This is a genomic window from Shewanella sp. NFH-SH190041 (assembly GCF_024363255.1).
GTDB lineage: Bacteria > Pseudomonadota > Gammaproteobacteria > Enterobacterales > Shewanellaceae > Shewanella.
The window spans coordinates 3,044,283-3,064,730 of the sequence record NZ_AP026070.1 but is presented as its reverse complement, the minus strand read 5'-3'; the positions used below and the strand labels follow the sequence as shown (position 1 = coordinate 3,064,730).

The 20,448-nt window shown below is 49.3% G+C and carries 14 protein-coding genes and 1 pseudogene; 2 read left to right on the top strand and 13 right to left on the bottom strand.

Annotated features, from left to right (window positions below; all coding sequences use genetic code 11):
• Positions 1–990 precede the first annotated feature (990 nt).
• From cadA to NFHSH190041_RS13540, 3 genes are all read right to left on the bottom strand, one after another.
• Positions 991–3,129: a lysine decarboxylase gene (gene cadA / locus NFHSH190041_RS13550; protein ID WP_261922325.1), complete on the bottom strand. Its 2,139-nt coding sequence runs from the start codon at positions 3,127–3,129 to the stop codon at positions 991–993.
• Between the two features lie 96 nt (positions 3,130–3,225).
• Complete coding sequence (gene cadB, locus NFHSH190041_RS13545) at positions 3,226–4,581, bottom strand: cadaverine/lysine antiporter (RefSeq protein ID WP_261922324.1); 1,356 nt, start codon at positions 4,579–4,581, stop codon at positions 3,226–3,228.
• An 888-nt stretch (positions 4,582–5,469) separates the two neighbouring features.
• Positions 5,470–6,593 (bottom strand): IS3 family transposase gene (locus NFHSH190041_RS13540; protein WP_261921917.1). Its coding sequence is split into 2 segments (ribosomal slippage): positions 5,470–6,341 and positions 6,341–6,593, totalling 1,125 coding nucleotides; the frame shifts between segments, so codons are not numbered across the junction.
• A gap of 71 nt (positions 6,594–6,664) precedes the next feature.
• On the opposite strand from NFHSH190041_RS13540, the pseudogene NFHSH190041_RS13535 reads away from it, so the two are divergent.
• Positions 6,665–7,354, top strand: a pseudogene (locus tag NFHSH190041_RS13535) (integrase core domain-containing protein); the annotation flags it as partial.
• Between the two features lie 128 nt (positions 7,355–7,482).
• Here NFHSH190041_RS13535 and NFHSH190041_RS13530 read toward each other — a convergent pair.
• From NFHSH190041_RS13530 to NFHSH190041_RS13485, 10 genes are all read right to left on the bottom strand, one after another.
• Positions 7,483–9,006, bottom strand: a complete 1,524-nt coding sequence (locus NFHSH190041_RS13530) for a winged helix-turn-helix domain-containing protein (RefSeq protein WP_261922323.1) — start codon at positions 9,004–9,006, stop codon at positions 7,483–7,485.
• A gap of 178 nt (positions 9,007–9,184) precedes the next feature.
• Positions 9,185–9,610: a hypothetical protein gene (locus NFHSH190041_RS13525; RefSeq protein ID WP_261922322.1), complete on the bottom strand. Its 426-nt coding sequence runs from the start codon at positions 9,608–9,610 to the stop codon at positions 9,185–9,187.
• Positions 9,611–9,898: 288 nt separating this feature from the next.
• Positions 9,899–10,564 (bottom strand): 3-oxoacid CoA-transferase subunit B, encoded by a 666-nt coding sequence (locus tag NFHSH190041_RS13520; protein WP_261922321.1) that lies wholly within the window; start codon positions 10,562–10,564, stop codon positions 9,899–9,901.
• Positions 10,565–10,575: 11 nt separating this feature from the next.
• Complete coding sequence (locus NFHSH190041_RS13515) at positions 10,576–11,283, bottom strand: CoA transferase subunit A (protein WP_261922320.1); 708 nt, start codon at positions 11,281–11,283, stop codon at positions 10,576–10,578.
• Between the two features lie 68 nt (positions 11,284–11,351).
• On the bottom strand, positions 11,352–12,242 hold the full coding sequence (locus NFHSH190041_RS13510) for a hydroxymethylglutaryl-CoA lyase (protein ID WP_261922319.1): 891 nt from the start codon (positions 12,240–12,242) through the stop codon (positions 11,352–11,354).
• A complete protein-coding gene (locus NFHSH190041_RS13505) occupies positions 12,232–14,316 on the bottom strand; it encodes an acetyl/propionyl/methylcrotonyl-CoA carboxylase subunit alpha (RefSeq protein ID WP_261922318.1) in 2,085 nt (694 codons plus the stop codon). Before NFHSH190041_RS13505 ends, NFHSH190041_RS13510 begins: the two co-directional genes overlap by 11 nt.
• Entirely contained in the window at positions 14,310–15,113 is an 804-nt protein-coding gene (locus tag NFHSH190041_RS13500; RefSeq protein ID WP_261922317.1) for an enoyl-CoA hydratase-related protein, read from the bottom strand. The genes NFHSH190041_RS13505 and NFHSH190041_RS13500 overlap by 7 nt, the downstream gene beginning before the upstream one ends.
• A 9-nt stretch (positions 15,114–15,122) precedes the next feature.
• On the bottom strand, positions 15,123–16,730 hold the full coding sequence (locus NFHSH190041_RS13495; protein WP_261922316.1) for a carboxyl transferase domain-containing protein: 1,608 nt from the start codon (positions 16,728–16,730) through the stop codon (positions 15,123–15,125).
• 89 nt (positions 16,731–16,819) lie between these two features.
• Positions 16,820–17,989 carry an isovaleryl-CoA dehydrogenase gene (locus NFHSH190041_RS13490; protein ID WP_261922315.1) on the bottom strand — a complete coding sequence of 390 codons (1,170 nt, stop codon included), beginning with the start codon at positions 17,987–17,989 and terminating at the stop codon, positions 16,820–16,822.
• 45 nt (positions 17,990–18,034) lie between these two features.
• Positions 18,035–18,439, bottom strand: a complete 405-nt coding sequence (locus NFHSH190041_RS13485) for a MerR family transcriptional regulator (protein WP_261922314.1) — start codon at positions 18,437–18,439, stop codon at positions 18,035–18,037.
• A gap of 426 nt (positions 18,440–18,865) precedes the next feature.
• On the opposite strand from NFHSH190041_RS13485, the gene gndA reads away from it, so the two are divergent.
• Positions 18,866–20,422 (top strand): NADP-dependent phosphogluconate dehydrogenase, encoded by a 1,557-nt coding sequence (gene gndA / locus NFHSH190041_RS13480; protein ID WP_261922313.1) that lies wholly within the window; start codon positions 18,866–18,868, stop codon positions 20,420–20,422.
• Positions 20,423–20,448 lie beyond the last annotated feature (26 nt).

The following is a 20,448-nucleotide window of genomic DNA, read 5'->3' as shown; positions in this document are numbered from 1 at the left end:
GCTGAACTTATGTGACGCGCAATTTGCAACAAATGGCAGATCAGACCAACTGGCCGAGGCGCTTTGGCGCAGTCGTATGGTTAGACTAAGGCGATACATCGCAGATTGGCTGTAAAAGGGTGCGCAATGTCCGGCAACAAGGTATGCAGAGAGATGCCAGCATCTGTTCAAATACGAAGCTGGGCTTTGGGGCCTCTGGCCCGCAAAGACGTACCGCTGACCAACAATGAGGCTGAGCAGTGCCTGCGAGGGAAGGTTATTTAGCGCATAATTTGCTTTGGCACTACATCTTATTGTGGCGAGCAGCTTCGCTCGCGGGGGTTGTCTGTGGTCGAATCCTACAAAAAGCGTGGCTTATCCGCATTGGACGTTATCAGTAATACCGTCAGCGCAGTCACAGCAAAACGTCCTTATTCTGATGTGTTTGGTTTCAACGTCACTTAGTCAATACCCCTCTAGTGAATAATTATCCCTATCAACGGCTTGACATGAAAGGGCAGCGTAACAACTATGAATATGCGCTGCTTGTTAAACTTCGCCGTTTGATACTGGAAGATGTCATGGTAACCATTGTGGTAGACCTGTGATTTAGTGATTCGGCGTTGTTCAATTTTTTGATGAGCTGGCATTTGACTATATTATCCGGATAAAAGGCAATATCTAGGTGACTGATGCTGCAGGTAAATTTATTTCCGATCAGTGATTTTTTATTGTCCAGAGGTCGACCCCGGTCGCTGACAGATATCCCGATAATGGCAAACAGACAGGATGTTGCCAGAGTGATTTGCTGTAAAAGAAAGAGATGGAGGAAGTCTGATATATTGCGGCCAGCTGCCGAAACCTTAGTACCGTTATAATCTGCGCTGCGCCCGTCGACATTGAATTAACAAAATGTGGCATCAGTTAGGCAATAAAAAAGCCCGGCAGTGGAGACTCTGCCGGGCTTTCAAGAATGATATTGATTAGTGGGTTAATAACCTCCTAGTCATATCAGGCTTGTTTAACAACCTTCACAGTTGCACTGCCATCTTCGTGTTGGTATACACCGTGGATGTCAGTTTCGAACCCTGGGTAGTGCTGACCGATTTCACACAGCATTTCCAAGAAGTCCAGTACTGGACGAGATGCTTCAGTAACCATTTCACCTGGCAGAACCAGAGGTACCCCTGGTGGGTAAGGTAGGATCATGTTGGCACTGATACGTTCTACCATATCGTGTAATGGTACTTCTTCAATGTTGCCTTTCAGCTCTTCTTGCCATGCAGCGTGAGGAGTCATCTTCATTTCTGGCAGAACATCGAAGGCTTTGAACATCAGTTCAGGCAGTTTGTATTGAGCTGTCAGTTTGTGGATACCTTGAGCCAGCTCTTGGATGCGCATGTCTTTGTAGAAGCTTGGATCTTCTGCATACAGAGATGGCAGCATGTTCTTGATGGTCAGGTTCAGGTCATAACCACGTTTGAACTCAGTCAAAGCGCGCAGCAGCTGCATCGCTTTTGGCTTATCGATACCGATTGAGAACAAGAACAGCATGTTGTAAGGACCGGTTTTCTCAACCACGATGCCATGCTCATCCAGGAACTTAGATACGATATTGGCAGGGATACCGGTTTCAGCCAGTTCGCCATCTTCAGTCATACCAGGAGTCAGGATGGTAACCTTGATTGGGTCAAGGTACATATGGTCGTCATCGATGTTTTTGAAACCGTGCCATGAATCTTTTGGATCCAGTTTCCAGCATTCAGTTTTGTCGATGTTCTCTGGTTGCCATACATCGAAGAACCAAGAATCAGCTTCGCTGCGCAGACGTTTGATCTCTTTGCGGAAGCGGATAGCGCGGTCAATGGAGTCTTGGATCAGACGCTTACCAGTGTTACCCCGCATCATCGCTGCTGAAATTTCAGCAGAAGCCACAATACCGTACTGTGGAGAAGTAGAGGTATGCATCATAAAGGCTTCGTTGAAAGACTCTTCTTCAATATCACCTTTAACGTGGATCATAGATGCTTGAGAGAAGGCAGCCAGCAGTTTGTGAGTAGACTGAGTTTCATAGAATACTCGGCCTGGCATAGCTTCACCGCTCATACCACACTTGCCTTCATAGATTGGGTTGAAGTTAGTGTATGGTACCCAAGCTGAGTCAAAGTGGATGTACTTAGTTTCCAAAGTGTCTTTGATGAACTTGGTGTTGTAGAACAGACCATCGTATGTGGAGTTGGTTACTACCGCATAGTTAGGCATGGTTGCACCAGGTGTTGCAGCCACTTTTTCAGCGATCACTGACTTAGTGAATTCACTTTGTGGAATACCACCCAAGATACCGTAGGCGTTACGGGTTGGACGGAAGTAAATTGGCGTAACATCTGACATCATCATCAGGTGAGTCAGTGATTTGTGGCAGTTACGGTCAACTAATACTGTGCTACCGGCTGGTGCTGAATACATACCGACAATCTTGTTGGCGGTAGAGGTACCGTTGGTCACAATGTAAGAACGGTCAGCATTGAAGGTGCGGGCAATATACTCTTCGGCCTCTTTGTGCGGACCTGAGTGGTCCAGCAACGAACCCAGCTCAGGCATTGAGATGGAGATGTCCGCTTTAAAGGTGTTAGCACCGTAGAAGTCGTAGAAAATACTGCCCGCAGGGCTTTTGTTGAATGCTGTGCCGCCCATGTGACCTGGAGTACAGAAGGTGTATTTACCTTCTTCAGCATATTTGAACAGTGCTTTAGTCAGTGGAGGCAGGATGGCATCTTTATATGCATCAACAGCCTGTTGGATCTTAACACTGATGTCAGCAGCAGAGTTCAGGGTGTATTCAAAGTAATGGATATTCAGACGCAGGTCGGTCAGGGTGATATCCAGAGTGGACTGTTCGTTAGCAAAAGTGAACAGTGGCAGTTTGTCGTTCAGTGCATTAATGGTTTTGCACAGATCCATGGAGTAGGAATCCCAGTCGAAAACCACACCGCAGATACGGGCATTGTTTTCAATCAGTTTTACTAAATCCTGTGCGTTTTCTGGGAAGATTACTTGGTAACCTTTTGCTTCTAGAGCAGTTTGCAGTTCCTGTATGGGCACCTTTTTAAACAGGGCCTCTAGGTGATTCATGATTGCAATTATGTTCATCTGAATTTCTCCAGGCTGAGTGAGGGCACCCCCTCTGAATCAGAGGAAGAGAGAGGATGCCTTGGAAAAAAATGAGTTTTTAGATATTAGGTATTACTAGTGAGCAGTAGCTTCGTCAGATTTGTTTGCTTTCAGCTTGTTAGCAACCCAGTCCACATGTTGTTTCAGACCAAGTTTGCGAGCGTAGAAGACGAAGATAGCCAGTGATACGATGAAGGTTGCACTCAGTGCGGATGGGTCTGCACCAATCAGAGCGATGAAACAGAATACACAGGCCACACCAGAGAACAGCATTACGAAACCGTTGCGAGTGGTCATACCTTCGTAGCGGATCATGTTCACAGCTGAGTAGAAGTAAGGCAGCATGGTCAGTAATACCGCATCAGTAGTCAGGATGTTGAACAGACCTGAAGCATGACCGTCACCTGAGCTGAACAGTGTGATGGCAATCATCAGAATGGTCATCATGGTAGAAGCCAGAATTAAACCTTTTTTCGCTACACCGTTCTTATCAGTTTCACCGAAGATTTTAGGGAAGTTACCATCTGCTGCGGCACGTTTACCGGCTTCGCCTACCAGCATCATCCAGCTACCCAGAGAGGTAAAGCAGGCCAGCGCAGTGAAGGCTGAAACGAATGGTGCGGTCCACTTACCAAAGATTGCTGTGGTTGCCAGGGCGAATGGCGCACCTGAGTTAGCCACTTCAGTAGCAGGGAACATACCAGAGATAACTTGAGTAGACAGGATGTAAATAACACCGGCCAGTGCAGTACCTAGCATGGTTGCCAGCGGCACAGTTTTACGTGGGTTTTTCACCAGTCCAGAAGATACAGCCGCAGATTCGACCCCAACGAAGGCCCACAGAGTGATCAGTACAGCGCTTACAATAGCGTGGCTGTTGGTTCCGTGAGAGGTATTCCAGTTCTGGGTGTAGATAGTTGGGTCAAAGTGAGACCAACCTACCAGAGCAGTACCAATAATTGGGATAAGGATCAGTACTAGACCCAGAGTACACAAACGGCTCACCCAGCTGCCGCCAAGCAGGTTGATGAAGGTAAAAATCCATACAGACGCAATAGTAGCGATGGCTGCGGGAACCGTCTCGTTCAGGATTGGGAAGAACACTGATAAGTAAGATACACCGGTAATCGCAATTGCTAGGTTACCGATCCAGTTAGCATGGTAATACAGCACACCAGTTTGGAAACCGAAAGCAGGTGACACTTCACCGGCATATGCGATTGGACCACCCTGTTGTGGGTTGTTTGTTGCCAGTCGTGCGTACACAAAAGCCAAACTCAGTGCACCGACCAAACAAATAATCCAGCTATAAATTGAAATAGAACCAACTTTCGCTAGCGTGGCGGGCAGCAGTGCAATACCACTCCCCATCATGTTACCGGTTACCACACCGATACAGGCAATTAAGCCAATTTTTTTAGTTGCGGACATACTGTCTCCATCTCATTGAACACCTTCGGCCCTTAGGCTGAAGATATAGACAGTCTTGTCGCTTCAGCAGGCTATCTATTCAGACAAGCCTCATCATATATAAGTAACCTATTTACTAGTTAAGCCCTATACCTATATATGTGTGTTGAAGTGGCAAGCACCTTATTTAATAAAGGACGATTGAAAACTGCCGGAAAGCTTGGGTTGAAAGCGGCAGCCTTCGTTTCGGTAGCAAGACTACGCCTCGAATCTAGGCGGGGAAAATCATGATTCACTCATTGACAGATAAATGATTAAATCAGGGATTCCTCAATTAAATAATGAAATAAGTTGTTTTAAAACAGCATGTTGATAAGGATCAATAAAATATAAACATGAATTTCAGTTAATAATAATATTTGTTGATATTATCAAGATGAGATAAATGTACAGATTTTCGCCGTCTTCACCCTATCTTGATAGCGTCATTAGCTGTCCATGAGAGATTTACTTTCGCATGGAAGTAATAGCGCAAAAATCAACCCGATAAGTGGGGTAGGTTGTCTCAAAAACTATTGCTGAAACTCAAAAGAGGGGGGAATGTAAGTGAAAGGCGTGAGGATACAAACATGTTGAATAATGTTGAGCAAATACTAAGCCTGTTTTGCCATTGGGCTGACGATTATATCTACTAGTTGATATATCAAGGCGATATTCTGGTTTTAATCTTCAGTCAGATGGCTTGGTATCAGCTCATATTGATATTGTTCGGTCCAAGCAACAAAGCTGAATAACGGAAAAGCCCCGCTAAATCAGATGGGAAATTGATTGCCATTCTATTCCTTCGCCTAAGCTGGACCCAATTGGTTAGACAGATTTTTCATCTTTTAAGAGAAATAATCTGTTTGGTTAAGCGGCAAACTTCTTTTTAGCGAAATAGACTTGATCAGGTGTGTGATTATTCAGTCCCTGATGAAATCTCTGTTCGTTATAGAACACGAAATATTCACCAATAGCAAGTTCTGCCTCTGTAATAGTGCCATAAGCTTTGATATACACCTCCTCATATTTCAAGCTCCGCCAGAGTCGCTCAATAAACACATTATCTACCCAACGCCCCTTGCCATCCATGCTAATCCTGATATCCATTTCTTTCAGCCTGCCGGTAAACGCATCACTGGTAAACTGACTACCCTGATCGGTATTGAAAATCTCAGGCTTACCGTATTTGGCCAATGCCTCATCGAGTGCATCAAGACAAAACTGTGTATCCATGGTATTGGACATGCGCCATGCCAGCACTTTTCGGCTATGCCAGTCGATGATGGCGATCAGATAAGCAAACCCTTTTTCCATCGGAATATAGGTGATATCCGTGGCCCAGACCTGATCTGCCCGCTCAATACTCAGCTCACGCAGTAAGTACGGATAAATGGTATGAGCCTGATTGGGCCGAGATGTTTGCTTCTTTGGGTACAGAGGCACAATGTCCATTAAACGCATCAGTCTCTGCACCCGTTTACGGTTGACATGAAAGCCACTGGCACAAAGTTCCAGCGTGATTTTACGGCTGCCATAAAACGGGTGTTTCAGATGAATTTGATCTATCCGGCGCATGATTTCAAGCTGCTCTGCTGAAAACGGAGCAGGCTCGTAATAGGCGCTAGAGCGGCTAATACCCAACAAACGACACTGGTGTAAAACGGGCAATTTATCCTTACGGTCGACTTTATTTTTCCGTTGTGCTCTCGTTAACGACCGAGCACTTTGGCTAAAAAATCATTTTCCATGGTCAGTTGACCGATTTTTGCATGGAGTTTTTCACAGTCGACTTCGTTCTTTTTAGCCTTGTCAGCCTTGCTTTCAAACAGGGTCGAGGCATTATCTAGAAGCTCCTGCTTCCATTTGCCAATCTGGGATTGATGGATACCAAATTCAGAAGAAAGTTGAGCCAGCGTCTTGTTTCCCTTGGCCGCAGCGAGTGCAACTTTAGCCTTGAATGTCGGCGAGTGATTTTTCCTTTTTTTGCTCATGCTCTGCTCCTTTTGTTGTTTACAATTAAAGCAGATTATTTGCTCTTAATCACTGTCTTAAAAATTGGAGCCATTTCTTCTCTCTTGGAATTGCAACTATTCATAAGATTTTGACGCGGAATGAGGTAAAGCCTGTTGTTACCTATCGTAAGAAACCAGATTACATCAGGTATGTTCGCCCAGTTCCTGGCGATAGAATACAAATGGATACCTGCAAGATAGGGCCGAATCTCTATCAATACACCTCGATTGACGATTGCACCCGCTATAGGGTTTTAAGGCTGTATAGCCGCAGAACTGCTGCTAACACACTGGATTTCATTGATTGCGTTATTGATGAAATGCCATTTCCAATTCAGCGTATTCAAACAGATCGTGGCCGCGAGTTCTTTGCCTTTAAAGTCCAAGAGAAATTGAAGATCCATGGAATCAAATTCAGACCAAATAAACCTGCTTCACCTCACCTAAATGGCAAAGTAGAGCGCTCGCAGAAAACGGATAAAGCTGAGTTTTATGCAACGGTAGAGTTAGCATCAGACGATTTAGATAACCTGCTTGCTGAGTGGCAGCATTACTACAACTGGGAGAGGCCTCATAGCGCACACCATGGGAAAACACCCATGGAGCGATACTTCGAAATGGCTGAGCAAACGCCTTATTCTGAAGAGGTTCAGGAGCTTTATGAACCAGCAAAAGAACCCCTTCAAGAACAAAACTACAGGCTTGAATTGGAGCTGAGAAGATTGAAACGATCTCTATGAATCACACACTTGATGGCAGAGCAGATTGCCAATGGTGAGTGACTTTTATGATTATCTTGCCGCACGGTAGGGAATAATAACGTGTGAAATCTGGCCGGATTTATATCATAAATCCGGCCAGATAGAGGCTAATGCATGTTAGCCAAAATAGGGGCGTTATCGTTCAGATGCGAGTTTTTTAATAGCGACTTACATAATAGGTAGGTTCGCTGACTGGCATTGAGATAATACGCCTGACTAAAGGCTTCACTGGCTAACCTTGGGTGGCTTTGTTGTTGTAACTTGCCGAAAATAATGTAACCCAGAGAGGTGTAATCTCCGATGAGACTTTTTGCCTGTTCCAGTGACTGGCGGGCTTGCGCATCATCATTACGGTATAGGGCATTAAGCGCCAAGGCATTCCAGTACAGAGTGGAGTGTGGTGCTGGGTGGCTATGCTGAAAATCCAATAGAGCTTTACCATATTGCTGCTGTAGTGGATCCGCCGCGGGCTGACCAGATAGCGCCTGCATCTCGGCATAGCCCAGATAGCGCTGTGCGAGCAGATAGCCATTATCCACATGATTAATCAGCAGGTTATTGATTAATGTAATGCCGCGACTCATGACCATAGGTTGCTGTTGGCTGAGATAATATTGCGCCAATAGTGTTTGTTTCAGGGCTTCATTCTGATTTGGCAAGCCGGTACGCTGCAGTGAAATCCTCGCAGGTTCTGGGGTGATCCCCAGTGCAATCAACAAATCAATGGTTTCTCTGTTCAGTGCTTGACTGAGATTGTCATCTGTCAGCAAGCGGCTATTGCTGTAAATCGTTTGATCAGTTGATTGGCTGTAGAGTTTAACTCGCAAGTAAACCCCTTGATCCTGCCTTTCAATACTGACAGTTAAGTGCTTTCCTGGCGTTTTGGTATTGTCGGAAATATACCGTGTCCGATAAGTGGTGACCTGTTGCAGAGCGGTCTGCAGTTGACGGCTAATACCATAGGACAAATAGCCCCAGTCATCTGGGATATTGGGATTACTTTGCGCTTCAATGGCGATCAGCTGGTTGTCATATTCGGGCATATGTTTATGTCCGGTTTGATACAGCGCTTGGTATCCGACAATAATCCCCACTGTCAGTAGGATCAGAATATCAAACATCCGCAAGGCGATTTTATTCAGTGTCGGCCGCAGAGATATCAGGTTATCCCCTTGGCTATCACTGTTAAAACTACTGACCGCCCGAGTTAAGGGGCCTGAAGGAAAAGGCGCTTCCTGCGGAATATGTGTTGGGGAAACCGTTTCTGGCTCTGGAGCGGAAAGAGGCTCATTGACCAGCGTTTGAGGTGAAGAGGAAACCAATTCAACCTGAGCGGAGAGTTTATAGCCCCGCTTGGGAATAGTGGTGATAATACTGGCCTGATCGCATTCGGTCAGGATTTTACGTAGCTCGAAAATAGATTGGGTGACTACCTGCTCAGTGACAATTGCCCCTTCCCACACCGTATTGATCAGCTCTTCCCGGGAAAATACTGTTTCCGGGTTGCTGGCTAAGAAGCTCAGTAATTTAGCTAATCTGGGTTCGATGCAGATTTCCCGCCCCTGAAAACTAATTTTACTTTCATTGGTGCAAAGGACAAAGTCATTGATTTTGAATTTTAAATCAATCATGTAAGAACCTAGAGTAGAGTGTTCAGTCAGAACAGACCAGGCAGAACAGCGCGTTAGCAATATACGCCCTTGAGGTGGACTGACCAGAAACAAAGTTTGTTTCTGCGATCTAACCTAGCAGACTAACAAAGGTTAATGTTGCAACAATAATGCTTTAATTCACATTGTGGCTGGAAATTTATTCCAGTGTGGTAAGGGTATTGCGCACCTGTAAACGGGTGTGTTCCAATGCAGCTAATACGGCCTTGGTAGCCGGTTTATTTTTGCTGATCAGCGCCCAATTATGCTGCCAAACTCGCTTTAATTCAGCCGCGGCATCTTGTGTGCCAATCGGCATTAGAATCGCCAAATCTGAAATCATACTTAATCTAACCCAACCAAGGCGGGGATTACCGTTTACCGTATCATTGTCATAATGGGCTGCAAAGATAATTTGTTCCAATGCTGCCATTTCCCGCAACATTTCAAATGCTGCTTCTCGTCGGCTGGCATTTTGCTCGGTCACTTCCATGCGCCAGACATTATAGGAAAAGCCAATCAGGGCAAATAACATACTAAACACTGCGGTGAGCCGAAATAATTTGGCTCCTCTGGAATAACGCATTATCCCTCCTGCTTGCTTGTCTATGCAGTAAGTATCATAGCTGTTCAACATTCAAGTCCAGTAAGGATAGCGAAAAGCGGCCAAGCAAAGCCCGGTTTGCAGCAGAGCCGGGCATGAGTGATGAGGTGGGGGAACCATTGTTGTTGTTAAATTTTGTGCAAGATAAAAGCGTGTTAATCGTCGCCAGAGGTTTCCGGCAAGTGGCTGCAAAATCAGCGTAAAAGGTCAACAGCACCTAGCCTGCTCTCGACCTAGTCCGACCTCGCCAAACTTAGTCAGATCTTGCTGTCACAAAGCTTGAAATTGCATTTCCGGCACATGGTCAGGGATTACCAGTTTACCTGCGGTTTTAGCGGCAATTTCTGCCACAGTAACGCCGGGAGCTCTTTCCAATAAATGAAATGCCCCATCTTCAATGGCCAAAAAGGCCAGATCCGTTAGTACTCGCTTAATGCAACCGTAGCCTGTCAGCGGCAATTGGCATTGAGGCAGTAGTTTGGAATTTCCGTGTTTATCGGCGTGCATCATGGTCACAATGATATTGTCAGCCCCGGCGACCAGATCCATTGCTCCCCCCATCCCTTTAACCAGCTTGCCAGGGATCATCCATGAGGCAATCGAGCCATTAACATCCACCTCAAAAGCACCCAATACGGTTAAATCCACATGTCCGCCGCGGATCATGGCAAAGCTTTCTGCGGATGAAAAAAACGATGCGCCGGCAACGGCGGTGACGGTTTGTTTGCCGGCATTGATTAAATCCGCATCCACAGTCTCTTCCGTCGGGAATTCGCCCATCCCCAGCAAACCATTTTCAGACTGCAGCATCACGGCCATCCCTGCGGGAATATAGTTGGCCACTAAGGTGGGGATACCTATGCCCAGATTAACGTAATAACCGTCACGTAGTTCTTGGGCGACCCGTTGTGCCAGCTGTTCTCGTGTCAGTGCCATATCGCCTCTCCTTATGCCTTAGCTGTTTTTATGGTGCGCTGCTCGATACGTTTCTCAAAGTGGCCTTTGATGATCCGATCAACATAAATCCCCGGGGTATGAATATGATCCGGATCCAGCTCACCCGGTGCGACAATCTCTTCTGCTTCTACGACAGTGATTTGCCCTGCAGTTGCCATCATAGGGTTGAAGTTGGCTGCGGTTTTGCGAAAGACCAGATTGCCCATGGTGTCGGCTTTCCAGGCGCGGATCAGCGCAAAATCAGCCGTCAGTGACTCTTCAAGCACATAATGTCGGCCCTTGATTTGCCGGGTCTCTTTCCCTTCAGCGACAGGGGTACCATAACTTGTGGCGGTGAAAAAGGCGGGGATCCCTGCGCCACCGGCGCGGATTTTTTCCGCCAAGGTACCTTGCGGAGTTAAAATTACCTCCAGCTCACCACTGAGCATCTGCTGTTCAAAAGTGGCATTTTCGCCCACATAAGAGGCGATCATGGTGCGGATTTGGTGTTGCTGCAGTAACAAACCTAAGCCAAAATCATCGACGCCTGCATTGTTGGAGATTGCTGTGAGACCTCTGACCTGCATTGCGACCATTTGTGATATTAACCCTTCTGGGATCCCGCACAGGCCAAAGCCGCCGACCATGATGGTCATATCGTTTTCCAGCCCGGCCAGTGCCGCCTGATAGTTGGTGACAACCTTATTCAGTCCTGACATTGTCTTCTCCTTGTCGGGCAGTTTATTGCTGCCGTGGACGCTGTATCTGTGTGCGTAAAAAGTGGCTATCAGTGGCTCAATGCCAGTGCGGTTTTAGCCCCGGAGGGCTTACCAATGGCCGCGCTGATGGTGTCGCCTGCCCGGGCTAATGCGGGCAGATTAATGCCGGTATCAATTCCCAGTCCATGCAGCATATACACCAAATCTTCAGTGGCCAGATTACCAGATGCCCCTTTGGCATAAGGGCAGCCGCCAAGCCCTGCCACAGAGCTGTCGATAGTGCCGATCCCCAAATCCAGACAGGCGAGAATATTGGCCAGCGCCTGGCCTCGGGTGTCATGAAAATGCAGCGCCAGTTGTTCCATTGGCACCTTGCTGCTCACCGCCTCGACCATTCGCCGAGCCTGATCGGCAGTGCCTATGCCTATAGTGTCGCCCAGCGAAATTTCATACACCCCAAGCCGGTACAGGATATCGCAGACCCGTACCACTTCCGTTAATGCGATGTCTCCATCATAAGGGCAACCCAAGGTGCAGGAGACATAGCCCCTGACCGGCAGCCCCAAGGTGTTGGCTTTATCAACCAAGGGAATAAAGCGGGCGATAGATTCTTCTACCGAACAGTTAATATTGCGCTGGCTAAAGCCCTCAGATGCCGAGGCAAATACCGCGACCTCATCCGCGCCGGCAGTAATGGCAGCATCAAGTCCTTGCATATTCGGTGTTAAGGCACTGTAGCGTACCTGTGCTTGACGGTTGATACCTGCAAATACCGCGTCACTGTCCGCCATCTGCGGCACCCATTTGGGGGAAACAAAGCTACCGGTTTCAATACGCGTTACTCCCGCCAGCGTCAAATCATCAATCAGGCGAATTTTATCCTTAGTGGATACTTGCACTTCATTTTGCAGCCCATCACGTGGGCCGACCTCAAAAATGCTGACACGATCAGGACGCATCGGCCACCTCCTGAGTTTTCGCCGTGTCGTGATGGGCTTTTTTGTCGGCGCCTTCATCCCCGTGCTGATTAGCGATAAAGTCGAGCAGTAGGGCGCTGTCAGCAACCAGTTCACCCGGGGCAAAGAAAAACGCATTAACGCGGCCATCAGCGGGAGCACTGATGGTGTATTCCATCTTCATCGCTTCCATTACCATCAGCCCTTGTCCTTGGCTGACGGGCTCACCACACTCGACCAAATGGGTCACGATGGTGCCGTTCATTGGCGCATTGAGGGGATTTTGCTCAGCGGTATCACTGTTATCTGTCTGGGTGGCGACAGCGCGGAAATGTATTGCCTGCACGCTATGTTCATGGGGCATAAACAGGGTAAAGTCATCGTCCTTGGCAGCGACCTGAACCTGCTGCTGGTGGCCGTTAAGGCAATAACGCATCAGGTTATTATCCAGCGTTCCATTGATTAGCCACGTTTGCCCATCGTGGCTGAGTTGGTAGCCGTTATCTCTCTGGCTGAGCTGTAATTTATGTACCTTATGGCTGTCGTCGAGCAGCATTAGGGTCGCTCGGTTGGGAGCGCCTAACCTGAGCCCCGCAACAGTATGCCAAGGTGAGTCAGCTTCGTGGTGCCACTGCTGTTGTGGTCGCAATTGCAGCATGCGATATAGCGCCGCTACTGGCAGTGCAGCATTGATATCCACAGCGGGCTCACTAAGCAATGCCTCGCTGTGACGGGGGATAAAGTCGGTGCACAGTTTGGCTTGGGCAAAATCTGCCTGTAGGCAAATACGTTGCAGGAAGTCCAAATTGTGCTTCAAACCAGTAATTCGGTACTCGGACAGCGCATTTACCATACGCGACAGAGCTTGCTCCCGGCTGACATCCCAAGTGATTAACTTGGCGATCATGGGGTCATAATAATTACTGATTTCATCGCCCTGACGGACACCGGAATCAATCCGCACATATTCGCTCTGTGCCGGTTCATGCAGATAATCCAGCATACCAGCGGCGGGCAGAAAATCATTGCCAGGATCTTCAGCGTAAATACGGGATTCAAATGCATGCCCTGTAATAATGATCTCAGCCTGGCTCAGTGGCAGTGGCAAGCCAGCAGCAACCTGTAACTGCCAGCTAACCAGATCCTGACCTGTGACCTTTTCAGTGACAGGATGTTCTACCTGTAAGCGGGTATTCATCTCCATAAAGAAAAAGCTCGTCGCTTCATCTTCGGCTTGCGTATCAAGCAAGAATTCCACCGTACCGGCACCAACATAATTGATTGCCTTGGCCGCGGCGACGGCCGCTTCGCCCATCCGGCGGCGCAGAGTGTCAGACAGGCCGGGAGCCGGGGCTTCTTCAATGACTTTCTGATGCCTACGCTGTACGGAGCAATCCCTATCCGACAAATAAACACAATTGCCATGGGTATCGGCAAACACTTGCACTTCCACATGACGAGGGCGACGCAGATAGCGCTCAATCAGTAGTTTGTCGTTACCAAATGCGAAGCTGGCTTCGCGGCGGGCCGAATCAATTGCCGCTTGAATATCATCTCCTTGTTCAACCACCCGCATCCCCTTTCCGCCGCCACCGAAGGCGGCTTTGATTAACTGGGGATAGCCGATTTCCTTCGAGGCGGCCAACAGCACGGCGTCACTTTGCTCATCACCATGATAACCGGGCACCAAGGGGACACCGGCAGCCGCCATAATGGTTTTGGCGGCACTTTTGCTGCCCATGGCATCAATGGCGGCGCTGCCGGGGCCGACAAAGCGGATATCTGCCTGTTCACAGGCGCTGGCAAAGTCGGCATTTTCTGATAAAAAGCCGTAGCCCGGATGAATCGCATCAGCGCCACAGCGTTGAGCGATGGCTAAGATCTCATCGCCTTTGAGGTAAGATTGAGCTGGCGCGCTAGGGCCGATATAACAGGCTTCATCCGCCATCTGCACATGACGGGCATGGCGGTCAGCCTCTGAATATACGGCAACGGTTTTCAGCCCCATGGCGTGGGCGGTACGGATAACCCGGCAGGCGATTTCGCCGCGGTTGGCAATGAGGAGTTTGCTCAGCATGTTCCTTCTCCTGCAGCTGATGTCCTGACCCAATTGGGCTGACGTTTATCAAAAAAAGCATTCAGGCCTTCCTGGCCCTGCTCAGAAACCCGGATACGGGCGATTTGTTCACTGGTATAGGCAAGGGTTTCTGCTGTGATACAGCCATCTTGCTGGTGTCGGATAAGATTTTTACACCACTGCATCGCTTGTGGGCTATTGCCCAGTAGCTGCGTCGTCATAGCTTGACCCGCCGCGCCGATATCTTCTGCAAGCTGGTGAACAATGCCCAAAGACACAGCGGTTTGGGCATCAAAGGTTTCGGCACTGAGCATATAACGCCGTGCTTGGCGCTCCCCCATGGCTCTCAATACGTAGGGGCTAATGGCCGCCGGGATCAAACCAAGTTTGACTTCGCTGAGGCAAAAACGGGCATTGGGGGCGGCGATTGCAATATCACAGGCACAAATCAGCCCCAATGCGCCACCAAAAGCAGCGCCGTTGACCAGTGCCAGCGTTGGGTGGGGGAAGGTGTCGAGTTTATGCATCAAACTGGCCAGCGCCTCGGCATCCGCTAAGTTGGTGGCAAAATCCATCGCGGCTTGTTTACGCATCCAGTTTAGATCTGCCCCGGCACTGAAATGTTTGCCTGCGGCTTTGATCACTAACAGGTGGCAGTGAGCTTGCGCCAAGCTATCAAGCGCGGCGATCATTTCGCCGATCATCACCTCATCAAAAGCATTATGTTTGTCTTGCCGACAGAGGGTCAGCGTAGCAACGCCATTTTGCTGGATAACATTGATATATTGATATTCCATCTCTGCCTCCTACATCCTAAATACGCCGAACTTGGTGTCGGCGATGGGGGCATTGAGGGCGGCAGCCAGTGCCAGCCCGACCACGTCCCGGGTCTGAGCCGGATCGATAATGCCGTCATCCCACAGTCGGGCACTGGCATGATAGGGGTGGCCTTCTTTGTCATACTGCTCAACAATCGGTTGGCGGAATGCCGCTTCATCGGCTTCACTCCAGTCCATACCCTGACGAGCCAATCCATCGCGTTTTACCGTCGCGAGCACCCCTGCAGCTTGCTCCCCGCCCATCACAGAAATCCGGGCATTGGGCCACATCCACATCATGGTAGGATCATAGGCCCGGCCACACATGCCATAGTTTCCGGCACCATAGGAGCCGCCAATCAGCACGGTAAATTTGGGCACACTGGCACAGGAGACCGCAGTGACCATCTTGGCGCCGTGTTTCGCAATCCCTTCATGCTCGTACTTTTTCCCCACCATAAAGCCGGTGATATTTTGTAAAAACAGCAGCGGGATCTTGCGCTGACAGCACAGCTCAATAAAATGCGCGCCTTTCTGGGCGGACTCTGAAAACAAAATGCCATTGTTGGCCACAATGCCCACCGGGTAACCGTGGATATGGGCAAAGCCACACACGAGGGTATTGCCGTAATTCGCCTTGAACTCATCAAAGTCTGAGTCATCCACTAATCTGGCAATGACTTCTTTGGCGTCGAACGGTTTTTTCAGATCGGTACCGACAATGCCGTACAGTTCGCGGATATCATATTTCGGTGCTTTGGCCTGTTTCAGGGCCATGGTTAGGGGTTTTTGATGGTTAAGCCGGGTAACCGCCTGACGCGCCAGTTGCAGCGCATGCTCATCATTCAGTGCTAAGTGATCGGCAACGCCGGAAATGCGGGTATGGACATCGCCGCCGCCGAGCTCTTCCGCGCTGACTTCTTCTCCGGTTGCGGCTTTCACCAGTGGCGGGCCTGCCAGGAAGATAGTGCCTTGCTCTTTCACAATAATAGATTCATCGGCCATGGCCGGGACATAAGCGCCCCCGGCAGTACATAAACCCATGACCACGGCAATTTGGGCAATGCCCTTAGCAGACATCCGCGCCTGATTGAAAAAGATACGGCCGAAATGATCCCGGTCCGGGAATACTTCATCTTGGCGTGGCAGGTTGGCGCCGCCTGAGTCGACCAAATAGAGACAAGTCAGGTGACAGCGCTCGGCAATCTCCTGTGCTCTCAGGTGTTTTTTCACTGTCAGCGGATAGTAAGTGCCGCCCTTTACCGTGGCATCGTTAGCAATAATCATGCACTCCACACCGCTGACGCGGCCGATCCCCGCTATCACCCCGGCTGCGGGCACGGCTTCATCATAAACGCCGTAGGCGGCAAACTGCCCGACCTCCAGAAATGGGGAACCTGTGTCCAGCAGTTGTTCCACCCGCTCCCGTGGTAGCAGTTTGCCCCGGGCGATATGGCGCTCACAGGCTTTGGGGCCACCACCTTGCATAATGGTGTGTACTTTTTGCTGCAGATCGTCCACTAAAGCCTGCATATCAGCAGCTTTACTTTGGAACGTTTCACTGCGGGGATTGATTTTTGAATTGATTTGCACCACAGCGTTATCCTTCTTGCTGTTGCCAGCCGTGCAATCGGGCTGGCCTGTTATCTGCCCGGGCGTCATGCCCGGATACTGGTGTGTTGGGGTTATCTGGATTCGCTAAAGAGCTCACGGCCAATTAGCATGCGGCGAATTTCCGATGTGCCAGCACCGATTTCATACAACTTGGCATCGCGCAGCAATCGCCCGGTGGCGTATTCATTGATATACCCATTGCCGCCCAGCAACTGAATGGCATCCAGCGCCATTTTGGTGGCAAATTCTGCGGCATATAAAATGGCTCCTGCCGCGTCTTTACGGGTGGTTTCTCCCCGGTCACAGGCTTTCGCGACTTGATAGACATACGCTTTGGCAGCATTCATGCCGGTATACATATCAGCCAGCTTGCCTTGTACCAGTTGGAATTGGCCGATGGCTTTGCCAAATTGCTCCCGCTCATGGATGTAGGGCACCACAATATCCATACAGGCGGTCATAATGCCGAGCGGGCCGCCGGCCAGTACTACACGTTCATAATCCAGGCCGCTCATCAGTACCTTAACGCCATTATTGAGGCCGCCAAGGATGTTTTCTTCCGGCACTTCACAGTCCTGAAATACCAGTTCGCAGGTGTTGGAGCCGCGCATGCCCAGTTTGTCCAGTTTCTGGGCTTGGCTGAAACCGGCAAAATCGCGTTCGATAATAAAAGCTGTGATGCCATGGGGGCCTTTATCGGCATCGGTTTTGGCATAAATAACATAGGTATGGGCATCAGGACCGTTGGTGATCCACATCTTATTACCGTTAAGAATGTAGCGATCCCCGTGTTTGCGTGCGCTGAGTTTCATCGACACCACATCTGAACCGGCATTGGGCTCACTCATGGCCAGTGCGCCAATTTGCTCACCTGTGATCAGCCCGGGCAGATAACGGGCTTTTTGCGCGTCATTACCATTGCGAGAAATCTGGTTTACGCACAGATTAGAATGGGCGCCATAGGAGAGGCCTATGGCGGCTGAGGCGCGGGAGACTTCTTCCATGGCCACCACATGGGCCAAGTAACCCATATTGGCACCGCCATAGTGTTCATCGGCAGTGATCCCCAGCAACCCCATTTCTCCCAGCTTGGGCCACAGCGCATTAGGAAATGCATTTTGCTGATCCACTTGTGCGGCCAGTGGGGCAATTTCGTGGCTGGCAAACTGACTGACTGCATCCCGCAGCATGTCAATATCTTCCCCTAAACCGAAGTTCAGGCTGGTATAGCGTAGGCTCATGGTTGAGTGTCCTTGGGTCTTGTTTATCTTATGTTTGTTACGGCATCAGCTGTTATTTTTGCGCTGCTCAAGTGCCGCCCGGCACTGCTGCTCGGCAGAATTGAGTTCCATCAACACCACCTTGATGTCATCCATCTGTTGTTGCAGTACGGCTTTTTTATCGTCTATCAGCTCCAGCATGGTATTAAGCTGTTGGATGCTGGATTTATCGGCATCATACAGTTCAAACAGTCGCCGGGTTTCTGCTAAAGAAAATCCCAGCCGCTTGCCCCGCAGGATAAGTTTCAATCTCACCCTGTCTTTCAAGCTGTAGATCCGAGTTTGTCCGCGACGCTTGGGTTTCAGGAGTCCCTGATCCTCATAAAAGCGGATGCTGCGGGTTGTAATATCAAACTCTTTGGCCAGATCACTGATGGAGTAGGTTGTTTGTAATGGGTGGTTTTTGCTCATTAAAACACCGTTTTCTCGACTTTAAGGCACGATATATGAAGTTTACGTAAAGGTAAAGATTAGGTTAAATCTTGGTGTGTCAAGTCTGTCAACACAAGCTGCCAGTTTGAAAAGACACTGATCGCCAATGGCTGGCAGAAAGAGATATCTGCTAAGGCAGTCGGTAGCCTGCACTGGCTGGTGCAGATCGCGCACTCGCTCAATTCACAGAAAAACCTGACAATAGCTATTTGATGCATTAATTCGTATTGCCGTTAGCGCATCATATTGTGTGGGAGACAGCTAAACACAGGCTATTGCTGTTCAGTGGCAGTAAATCCCCTGTATAAATCATGGTTAATCTGTTTGTTAAATTAAAACTTCCTATGGCTATCGTATTTATATAAGCGCATAATCGATGAAAATGATTATCAATCAGGAAGCGTTATGCCAGATAAAGCAGTAGTTACTTCAGCACAGCGGATTGGTGTGATTGGTATGGGGGTCATGGGGAAAAACTTGGCCCTGAATATGGTGGATAACGGCTACCCGGTATCCGTGTTTGATCTTGATGCCCAGCGGGTCGCTGGGGCAGTCGCGCAAGCTGAACAAGAGTTTGGCTGTAATAGCGCACTGCAGGGGTGCCAGTCACTGGAACAATTACTGTCACAGTTAACCTCACCACGTATTGTGATTTTGTCAGTCCCAGCGGGGGCGCCGGTGGACAGTGTCTGTCATGCATTACTTAAAGCTGGGCTTGATGCTGAGGATATTGTTGTTGATACCGGTAACAGTTTGTGGACAGATACCATCGCTCGGGAGCAACACTTTCAAGGCAAGTTTCACTTTTTTAGCTCTGCCGTGTCCGGTGGTGAAGTCGGTGCACGTTTTGGCCCCAGTTTGATGCCCAGCGGTGAGATGCAAGTGTGGCAGCAGTTAGCACCACTGTGGCACGCCATTGCAGCCAAAGTCGACCCCGAGACGGGGTTGCCGGTGTCCCGCACAGCGGCAGGGCAGACCAAGGCGCCAGCATTGCAGCAAGGGGAGCCATGCGCTGCCTTTATTGGCCCGGCTGGTGCAGGCCATTATGTCAAAATGGTACACAACGGCATTGAATATGCCGATATGCAATTGATCTGTGAGGCTTACCATCTGTTGTCCTCGGCATTGGGGATGACGGCTGTTGAGATAGCCGCAGTGTTTGACTCTTGGGATAAGGGGCCGCTGAATAGCTATTTGATGGCCATCAGTGCTGAGGTATTGCGGCAACAAGATCCCGTCACCGGTGCCGCGCTGGTGGATATGATTTTGGATAAGGCGGGTCAAAAAGGTACTGGGCTGTGGACTGCGGTTAGCAGCTTAGAGTTGGGGACACCGGCGCCGACACTGGCAGAGGCTGTGTATGCCCGCGCCCTGAGTGCCCGACATGAACTGCGTCAGCGCCTGAGTCAGACTTTACCTGTGGGGAGATGTGACATATCTGGAGCGGCTGTTTCTGAAACAGATAAAACAGCGCTCATTTCTGCGCTGGAGTCCGCTTTGCTATGTGGCAAAATTGCCGGTTATGCGCAGGGGTTTCAGTTAATGGCCGATAATGCCGCGACTCAGGGCTGGCAGCTTAATTTTGCTGATATTGCCCGGATTTGGCGCGCTGGTTGTATTATTCGCGCCGGCTTTTTACAGCACATTGTTGCCGCATATGAAGCTGAACCCAGTTTGGCACATTTGTTTGCCGCGCCAGAATTTAATCGACTGCTGACAGAGCATATAACCGGGCTGCGTCAAAGCTTGGTATTTGGTATCCAGCAAGGCATACCTATGCCTTGTTTAACCAGTGCGCTGAGCTACTACGATAGCTACCGCAGTGCGAGATTGCCCGCTAACTTATTACAGGGGCAAAGGGACTATTTTGGGGCCCACAGTTTTGAGCGCCACGATGCCCCGGCCGGGCAGCATTTCCACTTAAACTGGAGTGGTGATCGCCAGCAGCACGCGGTGAATTAACATTCTTAGTCGTACCCAAAAGTGGT

Excerpts from the sequence above, each read along its gene's own strand:
- cadA (WP_261922325.1), bottom strand. The coding sequence starts at position 3,129 with ATGAACATAATTGCAATCATGAATCACCTAGAGGCCCTGTTTAAAAAG.
- cadB (WP_261922324.1), bottom strand. The coding sequence starts at position 4,581 with ATGTCCGCAACTAAAAAAATTGGCTTAATTGCCTGTATCGGTGTGGTA.
- NFHSH190041_RS13530 (WP_261922323.1), bottom strand. The coding sequence starts at position 9,006 with ATGATTGATTTAAAATTCAAAATCAATGACTTTGTCCTTTGCACCAAT.
- NFHSH190041_RS13525 (WP_261922322.1), bottom strand. The coding sequence starts at position 9,610 with ATGCGTTATTCCAGAGGAGCCAAATTATTTCGGCTCACCGCAGTGTTT.
- NFHSH190041_RS13520 (WP_261922321.1), bottom strand. The coding sequence starts at position 10,564 with ATGGCACTGACACGAGAACAGCTGGCACAACGGGTCGCCCAAGAACTA.
- NFHSH190041_RS13515 (WP_261922320.1), bottom strand. The coding sequence starts at position 11,283 with ATGTCAGGACTGAATAAGGTTGTCACCAACTATCAGGCGGCACTGGCC.
- NFHSH190041_RS13510 (WP_261922319.1), bottom strand. The coding sequence starts at position 12,242 with ATGCGTCCTGATCGTGTCAGCATTTTTGAGGTCGGCCCACGTGATGGG.
- NFHSH190041_RS13505 (WP_261922318.1), bottom strand. The coding sequence starts at position 14,316 with ATGCTGAGCAAACTCCTCATTGCCAACCGCGGCGAAATCGCCTGCCGG.
- NFHSH190041_RS13500 (WP_261922317.1), bottom strand. The coding sequence starts at position 15,113 with ATGGAATATCAATATATCAATGTTATCCAGCAAAATGGCGTTGCTACG.
- NFHSH190041_RS13490 (WP_261922315.1), bottom strand. The coding sequence starts at position 17,989 with ATGAGCCTACGCTATACCAGCCTGAACTTCGGTTTAGGGGAAGATATT.
- NFHSH190041_RS13485 (WP_261922314.1), bottom strand. The coding sequence starts at position 18,439 with ATGAGCAAAAACCACCCATTACAAACAACCTACTCCATCAGTGATCTG.
- gndA (WP_261922313.1), top strand. The coding sequence starts at position 18,866 with ATGCCAGATAAAGCAGTAGTTACTTCAGCACAGCGGATTGGTGTGATT.